Here is an 18,294-nt window from a genome sequence, read left to right on the forward strand (position 1 = left end):
CAACATTGCAGCGAATTTTGCATCGCAACTTGATGCAGATCAGACGGAGGCGCGAGGCGTATCTGCCTCAAATTTGGGCTCTGCGTCGCCGCTCGTCCGCCGTGATTGCAAGCGGACGAGCGAGGATTGCTGAACGGATTGCTATCGGCTCGATCCGGGCCGCCCTATTTCACCAGCGGGCAGCCGCCATCCTTCAGCGGCCGGAACGCCTGGTCGGCGGGCACCTCGGCGAGCAGCTTGTAGTAATCCCACGGCCCTTTGGATTCCTCGGGCTTCTTCACCTGGAACAGGTACATGCTGTGCACCATGCGGCCGTCCTCGCGCAGCACGCCGTTGTCGGTGAAGGCGTCGCGCACCGGCAGCTCGCGCATCTTCGCCATCACCGTCTTGGTGTCCCTGGTGCCGGCGGCCTGCACGGCCTTGAGGTAATGCAGCGTCGCGCTGTAGGTGGCGGCCTGGTTCATCGTCGGCATGCGCTTGACTCGCTCGAGGAAGCGCTTGCCGAAGGCGCGGGTCTTGTCGTTGAGATCCCAGTAATAGGCCTCGGTGATGATCAGGCCTTGCGCGAGCTTCAAGCCGAGGCTGTGCACGTCGGAGATGAACATCACGATCGCGGCCAGGTTTTGGCCGCCGGCGACGATGCCGAACTCGCCAGCCTGCTTGATCGCGTTGATGGTGTCGCCGCCGCCGTTGGCGAGGCCGATGATCTTGGCCTTGGAGGCCTGGGCCTGAAGCAGGAACGAGGAGAAGTCGGCGGTATTGAGCGGATGCTTGACGCTGCCGAGCACCTTGCCGCCCGCAGCCTTCACGACATCGCCGGTATCGCGCTCGACCGAATGGCCGAACACGTAGTCGGCGGTGAGGAAGAACCAGGTGTCGCCGCCGTTCTTGACGATGGCGCTGCCGACGGTGTGCGCGTTGGCGTAGGTGTCGTAGGTCCAGTGCGCGGTGTAGGGCGAGCAGGATTTTCCCGTGATGTCGGAGCTGGCCGCATCCGTCACGATCATGATCTTCTCGTACTGCTTCGACAGTTCCATCACCGCAAGCGCGGTCGCCGACGTCGGCAGGTCGATGATCATGTCGACGCCCTCGGTCTCCCACCATTTGCGGGCGATGGTCGAGGCGACGTCGGGCTTGTTGAGCACGTCGGCCGAGACCATGTCGATCGGCTTGCCGAACATCTGCCCGCCGAAATCCTCGATCGCCATTTTGGTCGCCTCGACATTCCCCATGCCGCCAATGTCGGAATAGACGGAGGAGAAGTCGGAGAGCACGCCGATCTTGAGCGGCGCCTGCTGGGCCGAGGCGGGGGTGATCAGGGCAGCCGACAGCAAGCCGGCCGCAGACACGAGTGCTGCGATAGATCTCATGGATACGTTTCCTCTTGAGCGGGACTATTCTGTCCCTTTGTCCGACAAAGTTAGAACTCGGTTCCGGCAGAGTCAATTTGTTGCCTCTGTCGCAGGAACGGCGCAGTTTGACGCATCCCGCAGCGACGCTTATACTTTGTCCGACAATCACCATTGGAGGCCGATTTGCCTGTCGCGCCGCTGTTCCGACCGATTGATGTCGCGCCGGCCTATCAGAAGGTGGCCGACGCCATCGAGCGCGAGATCGTCAATGGCCGCATCAAGCCCGGCGATCCCATCGGCACCGAGCACGATCTGGTCCGCCAGTTCGGCGTCAATCGCTCGACCATCCGCGAGGGCATCCGTGTGCTGGAGGAGGGCGGGCTGATCCGGCGCGATTCCTCCCGCCGCCTGCACGCCTGCCTGCCGCGCTACAGCAAACTCGCAAGCCGTCTCAGCCGCGCGCTGGTCCTGCACGAGGTAACGTTCCGCGAGCTCTATGAGGCCTCGATGACGCTGGAGGTGGCCAGCATCGAGGGCGCGGTGGAGCGTGCGAGCGAGGAGAATCTCGCCGAGCTCGCCGGCAATCTCGCGCGCAGCGAGGCCGTGGTCGGCGATCCCGCGCGGCTGGCCGAATGCGATGCCGAATTCCACGTGCTGGTCGCAAAAGCCTCGCAAAACCGCGTGCTCCAGCTCGCGCGCGAGCCCGCGGCGCAATTGTTCTACCCGACCACCGAGATGATCGTGACCGGTGTCGCCGAAGGCGGCCCGCGTCTCGTCGCGGCGCACCGCCATCTCATTGACGCGATCCGCGACCGCGACCGCGAGGCCGGCGTGCTTTGGACTCGCCGGCATTTGCAGGACTGGCGCCGCGGCTTCGAGAAGATTGCTTCGCTCGATCGCTCGGTCGAGCACATGTACATGGAGCACGCGCAGGCGGCCCGGCGCCGGTAGCGAAAAACAAGACGCAAGATTTCAGTTAAGAAATTCAACAAATCAGACATCACACGGAGGGACACATGACCGGCGACACCGCAGCCACCATCTCGAAAGCGCGCGAACATTCCATCGGCGATCTCCTGCGCCGCTCGGCGGGCCGTGAGCCGAACAAGCTTGCGGTGAGCTGCGGTGATGTGAGCTGGACCTTTGCCGAGATGGATGCGATCTGCAACCGGCTCGGCCGCGGTCTGCTCGGGCTCGGCGTGAAGAAGGGCGATCGCCTCGCGGTGCTGTCGCGCAATTCGCACGCCTTCGCCGCGCTGCGCTTCGCGGTGGCGCGGATCGGCGCGGTGCTGGTGCCGATCAACTTCATGCTCAATCCGGACGAGATCAATTTCATCCTGAAAAGCTCCGGCGCAAAGTTGCTCGCGGCGGGGCCGGACTTCGTCGAGCCCGCGCGCGCGGCCAGCGCCAGGGATTGCGCCGTCGAGAAGATGATCTGGCTGCCGGGCGAGGATCCCGCGTCGGCGCCGGCGGGCCTCACCACCTTCGACGATCTACTTCATTCCGACGGCTCATTCCTGGAAGCCTCGGTCGACAGCCGCGATCTCGCGCAGATCGTCTACACCTCGGGCACCGAATCGCTGCCCAAGGGTGCGATGCTGACCCATGAAGCGGTGATGTGGCAGTATGTCAGCTGCATCATCGATGGCGGCATGAGCGTGGATGACAAGTTCCTGCACGCGCTGCCGCTCTATCACTGCGCTCAGCTCGACGTCTTTCTGGGGCCGCAAGTGTATCTCGGCGCCTCCGGGGTGATCACGGGCAAGCCGACCGCCGACAACATCCTGGCGCTGATCCAGGCCCACAAGATCACTTCGTTCTTCGCGCCGCCGACGATCTGGATCGCGATGCTGCGCTCGCCGAATTTCGACAAGTCCGACCTGTCGTCCCTGCAGAAGGGCTATTACGGCGCCTCGATCATGCCGGTGGAAGTTTTGCTCGAGCTGCAGCGCCGCTTGCCCGCCGTAAAATTCTGGAACTTCTACGGCCAGACCGAGATCGCGCCGCTCGCGACCGTGCTGCGTCCGGAGGACCAGCTCCGAAAGGCAGGCTCGGCAGGCAAGCCGGTGCTCAATGTCGAGACGCGCGTCGTCAACACGTCAATGGAAAACGTTGAGGTCGGCGAGGTCGGCGAGATCGTGCACCGCTCGCCGCATCTATTGTCCGGATATTACAACGATCCCGTGAAGACCGCGGCAGCATTCACCGGCGGCTGGTTTCACTCCGGCGATCTCGCCACCGTCGACGAAGAGGGCCACATCACCGTGGTCGATCGCGTCAAGGACATGATCAAGACCGGCGGGGAGAACGTTGCCAGCCGCGAGGTCGAGGAGATGGTATATCGTATCCCGGCGGTTTCCGAGGTCGCCGTCGTCGGCCTGCCCGATCCGCGCTGGATCGAGGCGGTCACCGCCATCGTCGTGGTCAAGAGCGGCGAAAAGCTGGACGAGGACGCCGTCATCAAGCACTGCGCCGGCCAGATGGCGCATTTCAAGGTGCCCAAGCGCGTCATCTTCGTGGATGCCTTGCCGAAGAATCCGAGCGGCAAGCTGCTCAAGCGCGAACTGCGCCAGCGCTTCGTCGGCGGCGAGACGCTCGACAAGGCGATCCAGAAGAATTTTGGCGCGTAAGGCCGGGCGGCCTTTGGCTGCGTCGTGATCGAGTTCGCTAGCCGGCGTCGCCGGCCAGCTTCCTGACGTCGTCGGGCGTCTGTCCGAAGCGGCGGCGGAATGCGCGATGGAAGTAGGATACGTCGTGAAAGCCCGCGAGATGCGCGATTTCGATGATCTTGCGCATGCGCATGGCGGGATTTCGCAGCAGGCGTTCGGCACGCAGCAGGCGCTGCTCCAGCACGAAGCCGCTATAGGTGATGCCGGCCTGTTCGAACAATAGCTGGATCGTGCGCGGGCTGATCCGGTGCGCGGCTGAAAGGACGGTGAGCGACAGCGCGGGGCTGTCAAGCTGCGCCAGGATGTCGGACTTGAGGGTTTCGAGACGCGCTGCCGCCAGGCCTCGCATTCGAGCCTGCTCGGCGACATCGCCGCGCGCTCCGATCATCAGCACCGAAAGGTCGAACAGGTGCTGCGAGACCGCGTCCAGCTCCGCGGGGCCGAGCTTGTCGGCATACTCATGCGCGAGATCATAATAGCGCAGGAACATCGATGTGATCGGATTGGCGCCGGGGATTGAGCTTGCAATCAAATCCTCTGCATTCGGGCACGCGCGCAGCAGCGCCTTGCGCGGCAACAGCGCAGTCTGGAAATTGCCAAACCCTGTCTGAGTGATGTGCGCGCCCTTGATCGAGGGATCGCCGATCGTAACGTCGCCCGCGGCGATCTCCAGCGGGCGTTTTCCCATGGCCCCGCTGAGCGCCGAATTGGGCGACATCGTAATCACCAATTCGTCGTTGGTCCCCAACGACACGAAAGACATCGGCGAGCCGAACGAGGCCGAGAGCCTGATGCGGGGAAGAATCGCCGGCGCAATGGTTCGGTGAACGCGCCCTTCTCCGACCGGCACGAAATCGACGTTGGCCACCTGACGGCAAAACTGCTCGCGCCATCTTTCATAGGCCGGGCCATTCGGGTCGCCATCGAATGAGAGTTGTGGCTGGATCATCGGTCGGAAGCGCAGATGTTGACGGTTTACGGCAGGTTGTATCGCCAGGACGGTGCGCCGCAACGGCAAAAGCGGCGGATTGCGTGATAAGCCACTCGCAACGGCGCCCAGAGACCGCGACCAGGTGCCGCAGTCCCCATGTGCGTGGACTGCAAAAGCACTTTGCGTCGTGGCGTTCGGGTGGCGGCGAGCCTCAGTATTTCTTCACTGCCGCCCCGAATGCCAGCCACAGCACCATTGAGGCGAGGCCGAAGCCGCCGAGCAGCAGGAAGGTCGGCCCGTAGCCGATCCATTGCGCGATCCAGCCGCCGAGCGCGGGACTGAGGCTGGCGCCGATGCCCTGCAACGTAATCACGGCGCCCTGGCCGAGATTGATGCGGCCGCTGCCGTTCAGCGCGCGCGCCACCATACCGGGAACGGCGACCGTCTGCAGGCCGGTGCCGATACCGTCGAGCACCTGCATCGGTATGACGCCCCACCATCCCGTCACGAAGAAGGCCATCACGCCGCGGACGGGCAGGAACATGAAGGACACCAGGATCACCGGCCAATAGTTGCGCTTGCTCGCGGCCTTCATCGCGATCAGCGAGGTCACGATCATGACGCCTTGCGCGATCACCACGGTGGTCGCGACGAAGCTCGGGCCGTTGGCCTGTCCCTCGGCCACGGCCGCAAGCCCGTAGAGCGGTACAATGGCGGCATTGCCGAGGTGGAAGACCGCGAGCGCGAGTGCCAGCACGAGCAGAGCCTTGTGCTTGAGCAGCATCGTCATCGCATCCGGCGGAGCCTTGGAGTCGTCTTCCTTGCTGCCGCGTGCGGCACGGTCGTCGATCGCTTTGGCGGGGATCATCATCACGCAGGCGATCGCGATGGCGCCGAACACGGCCGCCAGCACGAACACGGCGACATAGCCGAACCTGTAGCCGAGATAGCCGGACAATGCCGCGCCGACCATGTTGCCGGCGTGGTTGAAGGCCTGATTACGGCCGTTGAGCGCGTTGAACCCCTTCTGCTTGGCGATGCCGAGCGTGATGCCTGTTACCGCCGGCACGATGGCGGCGCTCGCCAGCGATTGCGCCACTTGCGAGAACGTCACCGCCCAGAAGTTTTGCGAGATCAGGATGATGGCGGAGGCGAGAACGACGCAGATGCCGGGAATGACGACCCATAGCCGTTTGTTGCGGCTGGAATCGATGAAGCCGCCGATCGGGGTCGTGACCAGCATGCCCGCGACATTGCCGATCGTCATCGCGGTGCCGATCAACCCGGTCGCCCAGCCGCGCTCCTGGAGGAAGACCCCGACGAACGGCCCAATGCCCGACTGCATGTCGGCCATGAAGAAGTTGAGCGCGAACAGAGGCCAGATACGGGACGAGGAGGGAGGCCGCGATGTCATCGATACCTAAACATGCTCTTCGTGTGTCGCGATCCTCTTGACCATCCTTCCGGCGTGGACCTGAACGTAACGAGCGCTGGGCGCGTTGGTTCCGATCTTGCCGAAAGCGCGGTCGCAATGTCATCCTGCGATCTTCCCACGGAGTTCTGGTCATGCCTCTCTGGACCTGCGAAATCTGCGGCGCGCAATTCCCGAACGTCGGAAATCCGCCCGCCTCCTGCGTGATCTGCGAGGATGAACGGCAGTTCGTGAACTGGAAGGGGCAGACCTTTCTCACGCGCGAGGAGCTCGCGCGGGGCCATCGACTGGTGGGACGCGACGATCTCGGCCTCACCGGGATCGGTCTGGAGCCGAGCTTCGCGATCGGACAGCGCGCGCTGCTGGTGCCTCAGGGCGACGGCTGCGTGATGTGGGATTGCATTCCGCTCGCGACCGATGAAGCCATCCAGTACGTGGCGGCGCTCGGCGGGCTGAAGGCGATCGCGATCTCGCATCCGCATTACTACGGCGCGGTCGCAGACTGGAGCGATACCTTTGGCGGCGTGCCGGTCTATCTGCATGCCGACGATCGCGCTTTCGTCACGCGGCCGCATCCCTCGATCGTGCACTGGGCCGGCGAGAGCCACCGCATCTCAGACGATGTGCTGCTGCTACGCACCGGCGGTCATTTCGCCGGCGCCACCATGCTGCATTGGCAACGCGGTGCCGAGGGCAGCGGCGCGCTGCTCACCGGCGACATCGCCCAGGTGACGATGGACCGCCGCTTCGTCAGCTTCATGTATTCCTATCCCAACTACATGCCGCTCAATGCAGCTGCGGTGCGGCGGATTGCGGCCGCCGTCGAGCCGCTCGCCTTCGATCGCATCTATGGCGCCTGGTGGGGCCGCAACATCGCCAGCGGCGCCAAGGCCGCCTTCGCGGCGTCGGTGGAGCGCTACATCGCCGCCATCGCCTGAGTCGGCGAGCGGATCTGATTTATCTTGCCGGTCTCGAATAACTGTACTATAAGTACAGTTACAAAATCTGCTGCAATGACGCAGCTGCGAGCCCGGCATGATCGATGCATCGTGGAAGCTGCGGCGCTCTGCGGCTGCGTAAGCGGAGTTCGGTTCATGACGGCGCATTACGAGATATTCGAGGCTGGCGACGTTGTCCTCCAGTCCGGGAGCGTTTTCCCTTCGCTGAAGCTTGCCTACAAGACCTACGGCACGCTGAGCGCTGCAAAGGACAACGTCATCCTCTATCCGACCTCGTTCAGCGCGCAGCATTTTGACACCGAGTGGCTGATCGGCCCGGACGGCGTGCTCGATCCCACGCGCTACTTCATCGTCATCCCGAACCTGTTTGGCAACGGCCTGTCGTCCTCGCCGTCGAATACCGCGGCGCCGTTTCCCGAGGTGACCTATCACGATGCGATTACGGTCCAGCATCGGCTCCTCACCGAGCGTTTCGGCATTTCAAAGCTGGCCCTCGTCTATGGCTGGTCGATGGGCGGCATGCAGGCGTATCACTGGGCGGCGCTGCACCCCGACATGGTCGAGCGTGCAGCCGTGGTCTGCGGCAGCGCCCGCTGCGCACCCTATAACCATGTCTTCCTGGAAAGCGTGAAGGCCGCGCTGACCGCCGATCCTGCCTTCGGCCACGGCCGCTTCGCCGAGAAACCCGTCGCCGGCTACCGCGCCATGGGGCGCGTCTATGCCGGCTGGGCGATGTCGCACGGCTTCTATCGCGACGAGCTCTGGCGCGAGGCCGGCTTCACCTCGCTGGAAGATTACCTCGTCCGCGTCTGGGACGCGACGTTTGCCCGGCGCGACGCCAATGATCTGTTGGTACAGATCGGCATCTGGCAGAACGGCGACATCAGCCGCTGTGCGAGCTTCGCTGGCGATTTCGATCGGGCGCTGGCGGCGATCAAGGCGCACATGCTGCTGATGCCGGGCGCGACCGACCGTTATTTCGATGTCCGCGACAACGAGGACGAGCTCGGCCGACTGGTCAACGCGAAATCCGCGGTGCTGCGTCCGATCCCGTCACTGCATGGCCATCGCGCCGGCAATCCCGTTGGCAATCCGCGCGACCAGGCCTTCATCAAGGCCGAAATCGCGGACCTACTTGGCAAGCAGGCAGGCAACCGATCATGACCGACACAGCCGTTTCAGAGTCCGGCCATCGCCTGAAGCCGCTAACGCCCGCCATGCTGCGCGAATTGTCGGCCCGCTCCGATGTCAGAGGCGCAGCGCAGAGCCTCGGCCATTATGGCGTGATCGTGCTGGTGGGCACGCTGATCTGGAAGGTTTCGTCGACCTGGGGCGTGCTCTGGGCGCTGCCGCTGATGGCGGTGCAGGGCTATGTCGTCGCCTTCCTGTTCATGGCGGTGCACGAGACCGCGCACAAGACCGCGTTCAAAAGCCGCAGCCTCAACCTCGTCGTCGGTTATCTCTCGGCCTTCCTCATCGGATTGCCTTACGAATATTACTGCCTGTTTCACTGGGATCATCATCGCTACACCCAGGATCCGGACAAGGATCCCGAGCTGATCGTCGGGGTGAAACCGACATCCGACACGCAGCTCGCGATCGCCTATAGCGGCCTGCTCCAGGTCGCCGGCCGTCTCCGGCTGATGCTCGGCCATGCGGTCACCGGAAAGGTCACCGTGCCCTGGATCCCCGAAAACAAGCGCGCCGTCATCGTGAGAGAGGCGCGTATCTATGTCGCGGTCTATGTCCTGCTGCTCGCGCTCTCGCTGTGGTTCTCGTCAGCGCTGCTGCTCTGGGTCTGGCTCGTCCCGCTTGTTATTGGGCAGTTGTTCCTGCGGCCCTATCTCTATGCCGAGCATACCGGCTGCGAGCGCACTCGCAGTGCTTTTCAGAACACCCGCACCACCTACACCGCTGCGGTGGTCAAATGGTTCGCGTGGAACATGCCCTACCATGTCGAGCACCACGCCTATCCCTCGATACCGTTTCACGCGCTGCCGAAGCTGAACGAGATCGTCGACGGTGAGATCGTTTATCGCGGCCGCGGCTACATCCATACGACGCGCGAAACCTGGGCCTGGTTTCGCCGGAATCTGAGGAGCCGTTAACCAAACGCAAAACTCCGGCCGCAGCGCGACCGGAGCTTTGTTTGGAAGGCGAGATATCAGTAGATTCCGTACGCGCAGACATTCACGACGCGGACGCGCATGCCATGGCGGGTCCGAACGAGGCGCTCCTGGTAGCAGTTGCTGACGCCGGTGTTGACGTAGACGCCGCCGAAGCCCCAGCCCGGACCCCAGCCATGACCCCAATGGTGATGGTGGAAACCGCCAGCCGAGGCGGCGGTGGGCGCGAGAGCGGCAACGCCGAGCGAACCGGCGGCGATCAGGCCGAGAGCAAGCTTACGAAACATCTTCATTCTCCAGTGTGGCGCTAAGGCCGTTGTTGTGTCCCTGCATCTCGGTCGGGCCGAGACGCGAATGCGTTCACCCGGGAGGAGGAGAATCGTGTTTCAGGAATGTTTCGTGGGCTGCGGCGAAAGATGCCGGCCTCATGTTTTCCGCGCCGCGCGATAGCGCGCGGCCATCGCCTGCGTCAGTTCCGCCATCTTGTCGCGGAGGTCGGCGGGCTCCAGCACCTCGGCCTCGGGGCCGAGCCGCAACAATTCGGCCGCGGCGTGCCAGGACGTCTTGCCAGCAGGCACGCGCGCAATGCGCCAGCCGTCCACATCAGCGGTCTCCTCGAGCTGCGTGCGCGCCTTGATGTACGGCTGGCTCAGCGCGTCGAGCAGCTTGACGCCGAACGGCGACAACCGGACGATCGCGACATTGGGATGCATCTCGGCCTCGAGACGCAGCGTCGCGGCCTGCCAATAGGCGGCGAGATCGAAATCGGCGGGACGATCGAAGCCTTCGTCGAGCGCCGTGCAGTCGAGCACGCGCGCGACGCGATAGGTGCGCACGCTGGCGTCGACCTGGCCGGCGAAATACCAGCTCCCGCCCTTCAGCACGAGGCCGAGCGGCGCGAGGCGACGCTGTTTCTCCGCGCGCCAGCTCTGGTAGCGGATCTTGATCAGTGTCCCGCGCAGCACCGCGCCGGCAATCGTGCGCAGATGCTTCGGCTCTTCGGCCTCGCCGAACCAGCCCGGCGCGTCCAGATGAAAGCGTTCCTGCATCCGGCTGGCGTCCTGGCGCAGATGGACGGGCAGCGCCGCCATCAGCTTGTTCTGCGCGGCGATCATTGCCGCATCCAGCCCGAGCGCCGCCGCCGGGCCCGGCAAGCCCGCCAGGAACAGCGTCTCGGCCTCGCTCTGCGACAGGCCGTTCAGCCGCACGCGATAGCCGTCGAGCAGCCGATAGCCGCCCTCCGCGCCACGGTCGGCGTAAACCGGAACGCCGGACGCGGCGAGCGCGTCGATGTCGCGATAGATCGTGCGGACCGAGACCTCGCAGGCCTCCGCGAGTTCGGGCGCGGTGACTTGCCCCCTGGCCTGGAGGGTGGTGAGGATCGACAACATTCGGCTCGCGCGCATGGATTGCTTAAACCATACCTGACACAGGATGTCAGGTATGGCCCGCTACAAGCTGCCCCCACCGCCCGCTGGCCCGATGGAGACCTGCCATGACCGATCCGAACCGCATCACGCTGTATTACTCGCCGCAAAGCCGCGCCACCGGCACGCGGGTGCTGCTGGAGGAGCTGGGCGCGCCCTACGATCTGCACGTCCTCAACATGAAGGCCGGCGAGCAGCGTCAGCCCGCCTATCTCGCCATCAATCCGCTCGGCAAGGTCCCGGCGATCCGCCACGGCGATGCCCTGGTGACCGAGCAGGTCGCGATCACCATCCATCTCGCCGATCTCTTCCCGCAGGCAGATCTGACGCCCGCGCTGAACGATCCGCTGCGCGGTCCTTATCTGCGCTGGATCGCCTATTACGGCTCATCCTTCGAGCCGGCGCTGATCGACAAGTTCATGCAGCGCGAGCCGGCGCCGATCACGCAGTCGCCCTATGCCGACTACGACACCATGCTCGGCGCGCTGGAAGCGCAGCTGTCGAAAGGGCCCTATTTGCTCGGCGAGCGGATGACGGCTGCCGACGTGCTGTGGGGCGTGGCGTTCAGCTGGACCATGATGTTCGGCATCGTACCGAAGAAGGACGTGTTCGTCCGCTATGCCGAACGCATGACCGCGCGGCCTGCATTCCAGCGCATCAATGCGGCGGACGACGAGATGGCGGCGCTGCATGCGAAGGCGGTTGGGGGCTGAGCAGGCGCCTCATTCTCCGCTGTCGTCCCGGGCAAGCGTCAGCGCAGACCCGGGACCCATAACCACAGGAAGGTGTTTTGCGAAGACTCGGAGTTAGCAGCCCGGCGCGGTAACCACTCCCTGTGGTTATGGGTCCCGGATCGGCGCGCTTAGGGCGCGCTTGTCCGGGACGACAGCGAGAGAAATTTCAAAACCTCGGCGCTCTCTTCTCCGCGAACGCCTTGATGCCTTCCTTGATCTCGTCGCCGCGCATGCTGTCGCGGTGGCGCTGGTCGGCGGCGCGGTCATCGAGCTCGCCGCGGGCGAATTCGTTGATCGCGCGCTTCATGCCGCGCATCGCCTGCGGGGCATTGCCGGCGAGGATGTTGGCGAGCTTGTCGACCTCCTCGTCGAGGAATTCCACCGGTACCATCGCGGTGAGATAGCCGATGCGCAGCATCTCCGGCGCGCTGATCTTCTGCGCCGTCAGGAACAGCTTCTTCGCATTGTCGACGCCGAGCCGGGTGACGTAGCGTTTGATGCCGCTCCTGTAGTAATGCAGCCCGAGCCGCGCCGCCGGCATGAACATCTCGGCGGTGTCGACGCCGATGCGGAAATCGCAGGCGAGCGCGAGGTCGGTCGAGCCGCCATAGACGCCGCCGTTGAGCCGGCAGATCGTCGGCACGCCCAGATCCTCCAGCCGGTTGACGACTACCTCGAACGCAGAGCCCGCGCTCTGCTGCTCGTTGGCGCTGACGGCGCGCTCGGCGACCGAATTGAGGTCATACCCGGCCGAGAAGGCGCGTCCGGTGCCGGTCAGCACCAGCACGCGGATGGCTGGGTCGGCCTCGATCAGATCGAACAGTCTGACGAGGTCGTCGAGGTCCTCGGCCTGCAGCCGATTGAGATGCTTGGGCCGGTTGAGGCGGATGGTGGCGCGGGCGCCGTCACGTTCGAGCACGGGGCCGGTGGCTGCGTCGGTGATGTCCGACATTCTTGTCTCCTTTTATCTGTTTTCGAGCGCGCGGCGTTTCGCCTCGGCGTCGATGGTCTCGGCGAGATCGGGATGCCGTGCCATCAGCACGCGGAAGTCGACGAGGTCGAGCACCAGAAGCCGCGACACTTTCGTGGTCGAGACGTTGGCGCCGCGCTTGTTGTTGCCGAGCAGCGCCATCTCGCCGAAGAAGGCGCCTTCGCCGAGCTGGACCTTCTTGCCGGGCAGTTCGACCTCGACCTCGCCCGCGGCGATGAAATACATGCAATCGCCCTGCGCGCCCTTGCGAATGATCATGGTGCGCGCCGGCAGCTCCATGGTCCGCAGCATGTGGGTGACGTCGGCAATCGCAGCGGGCCCGAGCGCTGCGAAGAATGGCACCTTGCTGACGGATTCCCAGGTCTTGAGGAAATTGTCGCGCCGCGTCTCGGCGGCAAATCCGGTCGCCAAAATACCGGTCCAGAGGCCGAACACGCCGAGGCCGGAGATCATCACCGCGGCCGCCACGATGCGGCCGAGCGGCGTGACCGGCACGACGTCGCCGTAGCCGGTGGTCGTGAGTGTGACGACGGCCCACCACAGCGCGGCGGGCACGCTGCCAAAAGTCTGCGGCTGCACGTCCCGCTCCAGGAAATATTCGGCGACGGAGGCGAGGAAGACCACCATCAGGAAGATCACGAGCACGCTGACCAGCGGGCCCGATTCCAGCACCAGCACGCGGCGAAGCTGCCGCAGGCCGGGGATGCCAGGCACCACCTTCAGCACCCAGAGCACGCTGAGCAGCCAGGCCGTCTTCGGCTCGGCGCCGAAGAGAAGCGCGACCGGCACCGCCAGCGCCCCGATCGCATCGACCAGTCCGGCGGAGGAGGACATGTACAGCGAGAGCCGCCCCTGCTGCGTCATGTGGCGCAGCCGCACCAGCCATTCGAACACGAAATAGGCGAGGCAGGTCCAGAGCAGGGCGTTGAACCAGCCGTGCGCCTCCTGGGCGCGCTTGTCCGACAGCAACACCATGCTGAGCACGCCGACCGTCACAGCCACATAGGCCGCCTTGGTCATGTTGCGGCCGGCCGTGGCGGCCGCGAACTGGGCCAGAGCGGAAATCAGCGGCTTGGACATGCGGAAAGGCGGCTCGATCTTGAGACAAGTCTTCGGGTCCCGGCGGGGACGCCGGTGTCAAAGTGCCCGCCCGGGCGGGGGCCGTCAACGACGGGCAGGCTGGGTGAACGGCGCTGCTGCGCCTGCCGGTCCGTGCCGCCGTCGCTGGCGTGGTGCCTTACCTGAAATGCGGCGGCTCGTCGTAGCCACGGCGGCTGCTGAAGAACAGCAGCACCATCAGCCCGACGCCGACAATGACGGAAAACCCCGCGCCCAGTGCCAGCGCCACATAGCCTTCCGTCGGGATCGGCTCACCTTCGACCGCCATTGCGGAATAGGCGAAGTAGCCGGCCGCCGCCAGCATTCCCAGAAGGACCATGATGAGGAGTGCACGCATGCTGCGGTCTCCGGTTGCAACCGGAAACCAACGGTTGCAGATGGGCTGGGTTCCAGACGGGCGGTCGTCACGATCTCTCTCTCGTGCCCCGGGCGCAGCGCAGCACGGAGTGATGCGCTGCAGAGCCGGGGCTCATCCAGCAGCGCAAGCTGCGGTTCCTGGGTCCCGGCTCGGCGCCGCAACGCCTTCGGCATTGCAGCGGCGGCGCCAACCGGCGCGGCCGTCAGGCGCTCTGGGCGGTCTTCACCACCACGACATTGCTGTCGTCGTGCTGGGCAGGGCCGCCGCCCTGCACCGTCTTCTCGGTTTCGCCGGCATGGCGTTTCAGATAGTCGCGGCGCATGCCGATCTCGTCGCGGACGAACTCGTAACCGAGCTTGAAGGTGTCGAGCCCGTCGGTACTGATCGTGCCGTCCCTGAGACCGATGACGGCGCCGCGCAAGATGCCCTCCAGCTCGTCCTGGAGACATTCGAGCTGGTCCAGAGAGTGGGCGTGCTCGATCCGCTCGCCGATGTCGAGGATGGCGGTGGAGAGCTCGCTGGCCTTCTCCGGCGCGATGCGGGTGATCTTGGCGTAGATCGCCGCGAAGATCGAGCCGATGACGCTGAGCGCGGCGGCGCCCAGATACATCAGGTCGCTGTACTTATCCATGAACGATTTGGTGTCGTCGTTGATGTAGTCGGCCGCCCCCTGGTGCGCCATCACGAAGGCGTCCTTCTCGGTCGAGGCCGGCTCAATTCTGCTGGCAAAGCCGTTGTCGAGCCCGAGCGCGGATTTGTTCTCGTAGATGGTGCGTGCCAGCTCGCCCGCCGTGGATGGGGACATCCTGGATTGCGTGACCAGCAGCCATTCGAGCCCGACCGTGTCGAGGTCGTCGTCGGGAATTTGCGGCGAGGTCGACAGCGTGCCTGCCGTCAGCGTCTCGCTGGAAATGCCCGGGAGCTTGCGCGCCAGCGCCTTGGCCTCGTCGATCGCGTTGAGCGTGAAGCCGCCGCGCTTGGCGACCTGCTCATAGGCCTTGTCGCGCACCGCCCTGGAGGCATGAACGATGGCGATCACCGCGCCAAAGCCGTTTGACGGCGCAAACAGCTTGTCGAGCGTCGTGCCCTGCGGCGCCATCTGGATCCTGGCGGCGTCCGGACCGTCGGGGATGTCGAGGATGCCGCGGACGAAGGCGAGGGAGGATTCGTTCTCGGCGAGAACCGCGACCTTCTTTTTCTTCAGCTCGGCGATCGACTTGATCTTCTTGTTGCCGGGACCGAGCAGAAGCACGAGGTCGTGCTCGAGGATCGCGAGCGCGCGCGCCCGCAGCGGCACCTTGGCGTCGGTACGCAGCACGGCAAGATCGGCCTGCTTGCGGTCGAACTGCGCGAGCGCCTTGGCGTTGTCGGCGTTGTTGACGACCTTGATCCGGAAGCGCGAGGCGTTGCTCTTCAGCAGGGCGGCGAGCTTTGCCGCGAACAGCGCCTCGTCGCTGTTGGGAGCGCCGACGGCAAAGGTCAGCGTCTCCGAATTGTGCAGCATGGCACGGCCGCCCCAGACGGTGGCGAGCGACAGCAGCAGGGTCAGCACGACGTAGAGGAAGACCTGTTGCTGATTGGTCTTGATCACCTTGGGGCGCCGCGGCGGCGGCTCGATCGGGGATGCGGTGGGGCCTTCAGTACTCATGGCAGCACTCTGGCCTTATTCTCCGGTGACGGACGGCTCGCGGACGTGATCGCGGCGGGCGCCCTGCAATTCCTAAACGTCTGAAAAAAGAATGATATTCTGTACCGGCAATGATAGCGCGCCGGGACCGGAATGCAAATTTCGAGCCGAGGGTAACCTTACTCGACGCGGACGCGGCGAAAGGTCATCCTATCACCGGTTAGCCACACTTGGCGATTTTCCGGTTCCCCCCGGCTGCATTCCGCCGCGGGAGATGTCATAAATCGAAGGTCCCGGCGGTTTGACCGGTCCAAGAAGAAGTTGCGCTGAACGCTCCAATTTTCTTGTCACGTCAATGAGGGCGTCGGCTTTGTCGTTTCCACCCATGTCATCGGCGATTCCGGTCGAAGCGCTCATTGGCTGGATGTTGCTGCTCACCTTCAAGCACATCATCGCCGATTTCGTTCTCCAGACGGCCTGGATGGCGCACGGCAAGGACCAGAAGCACGGCTGGGCCCTGCCGCTTCTGGTGCATTGCCTGATTCACCTTGCGGTTGCGCTGCCCTTGATCCTGATCGTCGCGCCGAAATTCTGGTTCGTGGCCTTTATCGACTTCGTGATCCACATCACGATCGACCGCGCCAAGGGACTGGTCTCGGCGAATTTCGGCGTCGACCTTGCGCATCCCTGGTTCTGGACCCTGATCGGCGTCGACCAGGCCCTGCACCATCTCACCGGCTTCGGCCTCTCCATCTTCATGGCGGCGAACTGAGGGTAGTGGCCTCGGGGCGACGGTCGGGCCTGTATGGTTCGAGACGGCGCTACGCGCCTCCTCACCAGAGGGGATAGTCTGTCAGCAGTTCCAGACCTCATCCTGAGGAGCCCCGCCGAAGGCGGGCGTCTCGAAGGATGGCCGCGGAGAGCTCCCCGCCGCCTCCGATTCGCGGCCCACGCGCAAGCACCCCGGGTGACTACCGGGCAGCGTGGTTAACCTTTCATTAGAGAATTGCGCTGCATCTTCCGCACACGAGGGAGAACTGCAATGTTTTCAAGCCGCGACACTTTTGAGAGCGATTTCTGCCCGGTTCGCGACGAGCTCCTTGGCGAGATGTATCGCGCCAGCGAGGGTGGCCTGCCGAGGCTGGTTGAGAGTGTTTCTCCTGACGCGCGCGCCAGGCTGGCGCTGTTCTGCTATCGCCGCAGCCATCTGCACTCGCTGGCGGTCGCGATCGCAGGGAGCTGCAACGAGCGCGACCTGATCGAAAACGGCGGCCGCGTCGGCTCGACGCTCTATGCGCTGTCGCGCGAAGGCACGGCGAAATCCTCGCCGTCGCTATCGGGCGGGCGCAAGCCGATCACGCTGTCGACCAAGCCGCTCTCGGTGCTCGCACCGCTGGACGACGAAATCGACGACGAAATCGGCGAAGCCGTTCCGGCCTAACTTGCTTCGATAGCCGGAAGCCCGAACTTCCGCCGCGCCATCGCGCATTCGGCGTCGCCGGGCATGCAGGTGCGGCACACCTCCGGCCGCATCGCATAGATGCCGCATGCGGTCGCGTTTCCGATATCCCCTTGCAAGGCCGAACAGCGATCGCCCTCGCAACGCATGCCGGATTGGCGGTCGTTGACCAGCGCTTCCGGAATCGCGGCAAGCTCTTCGTCGCTCTCGATCGAGAAGCGCGGCCAGTTCGCCGAATAGCCGCAGCAGGCGCCGCAACTCTGGCAAAAGCTCGACAGATCGACGGGGGAGTTCTCTTCCATCGTCCTCACATGTCCTTGTCAGGTGTCTTTGGGCGGGCCCCAGACCAGGCTCTGCCGCCATCTCGCGCGCAGCACGTCGCGCCGCTCCGGATATCTCTCGTCGAGATAGTTGGCGTCGACCACGCGGTCGGTGCGGAAGCTGCGGAAGTCGCCGCGTAGCTCGCACCAGGCTGCCAGCAGGCGCACGGCTTCGAGATAGCCGACCGAGATCGGCCAGATCATGCGCTCGCTGGCGCGGCCCTGCTCGTCGCGATAGCGCAGCATGATCTTCTTGCCTTCGTGGATCTGGGTGCGCGTACGTACCATGTCCAGGCGGTCCGGCTCCCTGTTCCAGCTCGGCCGAGCCCGGCTCGCCGGCTCCAGCACGAAAGGACGCAGGCGCTCGGGCACGGTGTCGGCGATCTTGGCCATCAGATCTTCGGCCGCGCGCGCGAGTGCCGAATCGGCATGGCCGGCGACCCATTGGGCGCCCAGCACCGCCGCCTCGATCTCGTCGGGCGTCAGCATCAAAGGCGGGAGATCAAATCCCTTTTCCAGGATGTAGCCCATGCCGGCTTCACCGCGAATCGGCACGCGCTGGCCGATCAGCGTCGCGATGTCGCGATAGATCGTGCGCTTCGAGGTCTCGAGCTCGGCCGCGATGGCGTCCGCCGTCAGGGGCTTACGCGTGCGCCTCAGCACCTGGATGATTTGAAACAGCCGGTCGGCGCGTCTCATGCTGGTCCCTTGTCGGTGATCTTTTCAGAAAGTGGCGCGCGGCTGCTGACAGGATGTTGGCAGCAGGGGGGTTCTATACCGGGACAACACA

Annotated in this window: 19 protein-coding genes; 8 read left to right on the plus strand and 11 right to left on the minus strand. The window is 64.6% G+C overall.

Annotated elements, in window-relative coordinates:
• Positions 1 to 164 precede the first annotated feature (164 nt).
• On the minus strand, positions 165 to 1,370 hold the full coding sequence (locus tag XH81_RS17830; protein WP_028142171.1) for an ABC transporter substrate-binding protein: 1,206 nt from the start codon (positions 1,368 to 1,370) through the stop codon (positions 165 to 167).
• A 165-nt stretch (positions 1,371 to 1,535) separates the two neighbouring features.
• Here XH81_RS17830 and XH81_RS17835 point away from each other — a divergent pair, with 165 nt between their 5' ends.
• Positions 1,536 to 2,303, plus strand: a complete 768-nt coding sequence (locus tag XH81_RS17835) for a FadR/GntR family transcriptional regulator (RefSeq protein ID WP_049801960.1) — start codon at positions 1,536 to 1,538, stop codon at positions 2,301 to 2,303.
• 65 nt (positions 2,304 to 2,368) lie between these two features.
• Complete coding sequence (locus tag XH81_RS17840; RefSeq protein ID WP_028142169.1) at positions 2,369 to 3,982, plus strand: acyl-CoA synthetase; 1,614 nt, start codon at positions 2,369 to 2,371, stop codon at positions 3,980 to 3,982.
• A 37-nt stretch (positions 3,983 to 4,019) separates the two neighbouring features.
• Here XH81_RS17840 and XH81_RS17845 read toward each other — a convergent pair whose 3' ends face one another.
• Together XH81_RS17845 and XH81_RS17850 are read right to left on the minus strand one after the other, a co-directional pair.
• Positions 4,020 to 4,889: an AraC family transcriptional regulator gene (locus tag XH81_RS17845; protein ID WP_244439217.1), complete on the minus strand. Its 870-nt coding sequence runs from the start codon at positions 4,887 to 4,889 to the stop codon at positions 4,020 to 4,022.
• Positions 4,890 to 5,163: 274 nt separating this feature from the next.
• Entirely contained in the window at positions 5,164 to 6,366 is a 1,203-nt protein-coding gene (locus tag XH81_RS17850; RefSeq protein WP_028142167.1) for an MFS transporter, read from the minus strand.
• Between the two features lie 152 nt (positions 6,367 to 6,518).
• Between XH81_RS17850 and XH81_RS17855 the strand changes: the two genes are divergently transcribed.
• From XH81_RS17855 to XH81_RS17865, 3 genes are all read left to right on the plus strand, one after another.
• A complete protein-coding gene (locus XH81_RS17855; RefSeq protein WP_271596313.1) occupies positions 6,519 to 7,322 on the plus strand; it encodes an MBL fold metallo-hydrolase in 804 nt (267 codons plus the stop codon).
• Positions 7,323 to 7,478: 156 nt separating this feature from the next.
• Positions 7,479 to 8,507, plus strand: a complete 1,029-nt coding sequence (locus XH81_RS17860; RefSeq protein ID WP_271596314.1) for an alpha/beta fold hydrolase — start codon at positions 7,479 to 7,481, stop codon at positions 8,505 to 8,507.
• A complete protein-coding gene (locus XH81_RS17865) occupies positions 8,504 to 9,451 on the plus strand; it encodes a fatty acid desaturase (RefSeq protein ID WP_152102347.1) in 948 nt (315 codons plus the stop codon). The genes XH81_RS17860 and XH81_RS17865 overlap by 4 nt, the downstream gene beginning before the upstream one ends.
• Positions 9,452 to 9,507: 56 nt before the next feature.
• Here XH81_RS17865 and XH81_RS17870 read toward each other — a convergent pair whose 3' ends face one another.
• Both XH81_RS17870 and XH81_RS17875 read right to left on the minus strand, forming a co-directional pair.
• Positions 9,508 to 9,756 carry a hypothetical protein gene (locus XH81_RS17870; protein ID WP_028142163.1) on the minus strand — a complete coding sequence of 83 codons (249 nt, stop codon included), beginning with the start codon at positions 9,754 to 9,756 and terminating at the stop codon, positions 9,508 to 9,510.
• Positions 9,757 to 9,894: 138 nt separating this feature from the next.
• Positions 9,895 to 10,875 (minus strand): helix-turn-helix transcriptional regulator, encoded by a 981-nt coding sequence (locus XH81_RS17875; protein ID WP_097668312.1) that lies wholly within the window; start codon positions 10,873 to 10,875, stop codon positions 9,895 to 9,897.
• Between the two features lie 89 nt (positions 10,876 to 10,964).
• Between XH81_RS17875 and XH81_RS17880 the strand changes: the two genes are divergently transcribed.
• A complete protein-coding gene (locus XH81_RS17880; protein WP_097668313.1) occupies positions 10,965 to 11,609 on the plus strand; it encodes a glutathione S-transferase family protein in 645 nt (214 codons plus the stop codon).
• Between the two features lie 187 nt (positions 11,610 to 11,796).
• Here XH81_RS17880 and XH81_RS17885 read toward each other — a convergent pair whose 3' ends face one another.
• The 4 genes from XH81_RS17885 to XH81_RS17900 form a co-directional block, all read right to left on the minus strand.
• Positions 11,797 to 12,582 carry an enoyl-CoA hydratase/isomerase family protein gene (locus tag XH81_RS17885; protein ID WP_028142160.1) on the minus strand — a complete coding sequence of 262 codons (786 nt, stop codon included), beginning with the start codon at positions 12,580 to 12,582 and terminating at the stop codon, positions 11,797 to 11,799.
• Between the two features lie 12 nt (positions 12,583 to 12,594).
• Positions 12,595 to 13,701 (minus strand): cyclic nucleotide-gated ion channel, encoded by a 1,107-nt coding sequence (locus XH81_RS17890; protein WP_028142159.1) that lies wholly within the window; start codon positions 13,699 to 13,701, stop codon positions 12,595 to 12,597.
• Positions 13,702 to 13,858: 157 nt separating this feature from the next.
• Complete coding sequence (locus tag XH81_RS17895) at positions 13,859 to 14,077, minus strand: hypothetical protein (protein WP_028142158.1); 219 nt, start codon at positions 14,075 to 14,077, stop codon at positions 13,859 to 13,861.
• Positions 14,078 to 14,300: 223 nt separating this feature from the next.
• Positions 14,301 to 15,746 (minus strand): TAXI family TRAP transporter solute-binding subunit, encoded by a 1,446-nt coding sequence (locus XH81_RS17900; RefSeq protein ID WP_271596315.1) that lies wholly within the window; start codon positions 15,744 to 15,746, stop codon positions 14,301 to 14,303.
• 403 nt (positions 15,747 to 16,149) lie between these two features.
• Between XH81_RS17900 and XH81_RS17905 the strand changes: the two genes are divergently transcribed.
• The gene (locus tag XH81_RS17905; RefSeq protein WP_049801962.1) at positions 16,150 to 16,497 is read left to right on the plus strand and encodes a DUF3307 domain-containing protein; all 348 of its coding nucleotides are present in this window, start codon (positions 16,150 to 16,152) and stop codon (positions 16,495 to 16,497) included.
• A gap of 270 nt (positions 16,498 to 16,767) precedes the next feature.
• Positions 16,768 to 17,166, plus strand: coding sequence for a hypothetical protein (locus XH81_RS17910; protein WP_028142155.1), 399 nt, complete (start codon positions 16,768 to 16,770; stop codon positions 17,164 to 17,166).
• Here XH81_RS17910 and XH81_RS17915 read toward each other — a convergent pair.
• A complete protein-coding gene (locus XH81_RS17915) occupies positions 17,163 to 17,486 on the minus strand; it encodes a YkgJ family cysteine cluster protein (RefSeq protein WP_028142154.1) in 324 nt (107 codons plus the stop codon). The two genes, XH81_RS17910 and XH81_RS17915, sit on opposite strands and share 4 nt — an antisense overlap.
• 18 nt (positions 17,487 to 17,504) lie before the next feature.
• Positions 17,505 to 18,203 (minus strand): helix-turn-helix transcriptional regulator, encoded by a 699-nt coding sequence (locus XH81_RS17920; RefSeq protein ID WP_026202551.1) that lies wholly within the window; start codon positions 18,201 to 18,203, stop codon positions 17,505 to 17,507.
• Positions 18,204 to 18,294 lie beyond the last annotated feature (91 nt).

It is taken from the genome of Bradyrhizobium sp. CCBAU 25360 (genome assembly GCF_028128695.1).
Classification (GTDB): Bacteria; Pseudomonadota; Alphaproteobacteria; order Rhizobiales; family Xanthobacteraceae; genus Bradyrhizobium; species Bradyrhizobium ottawaense.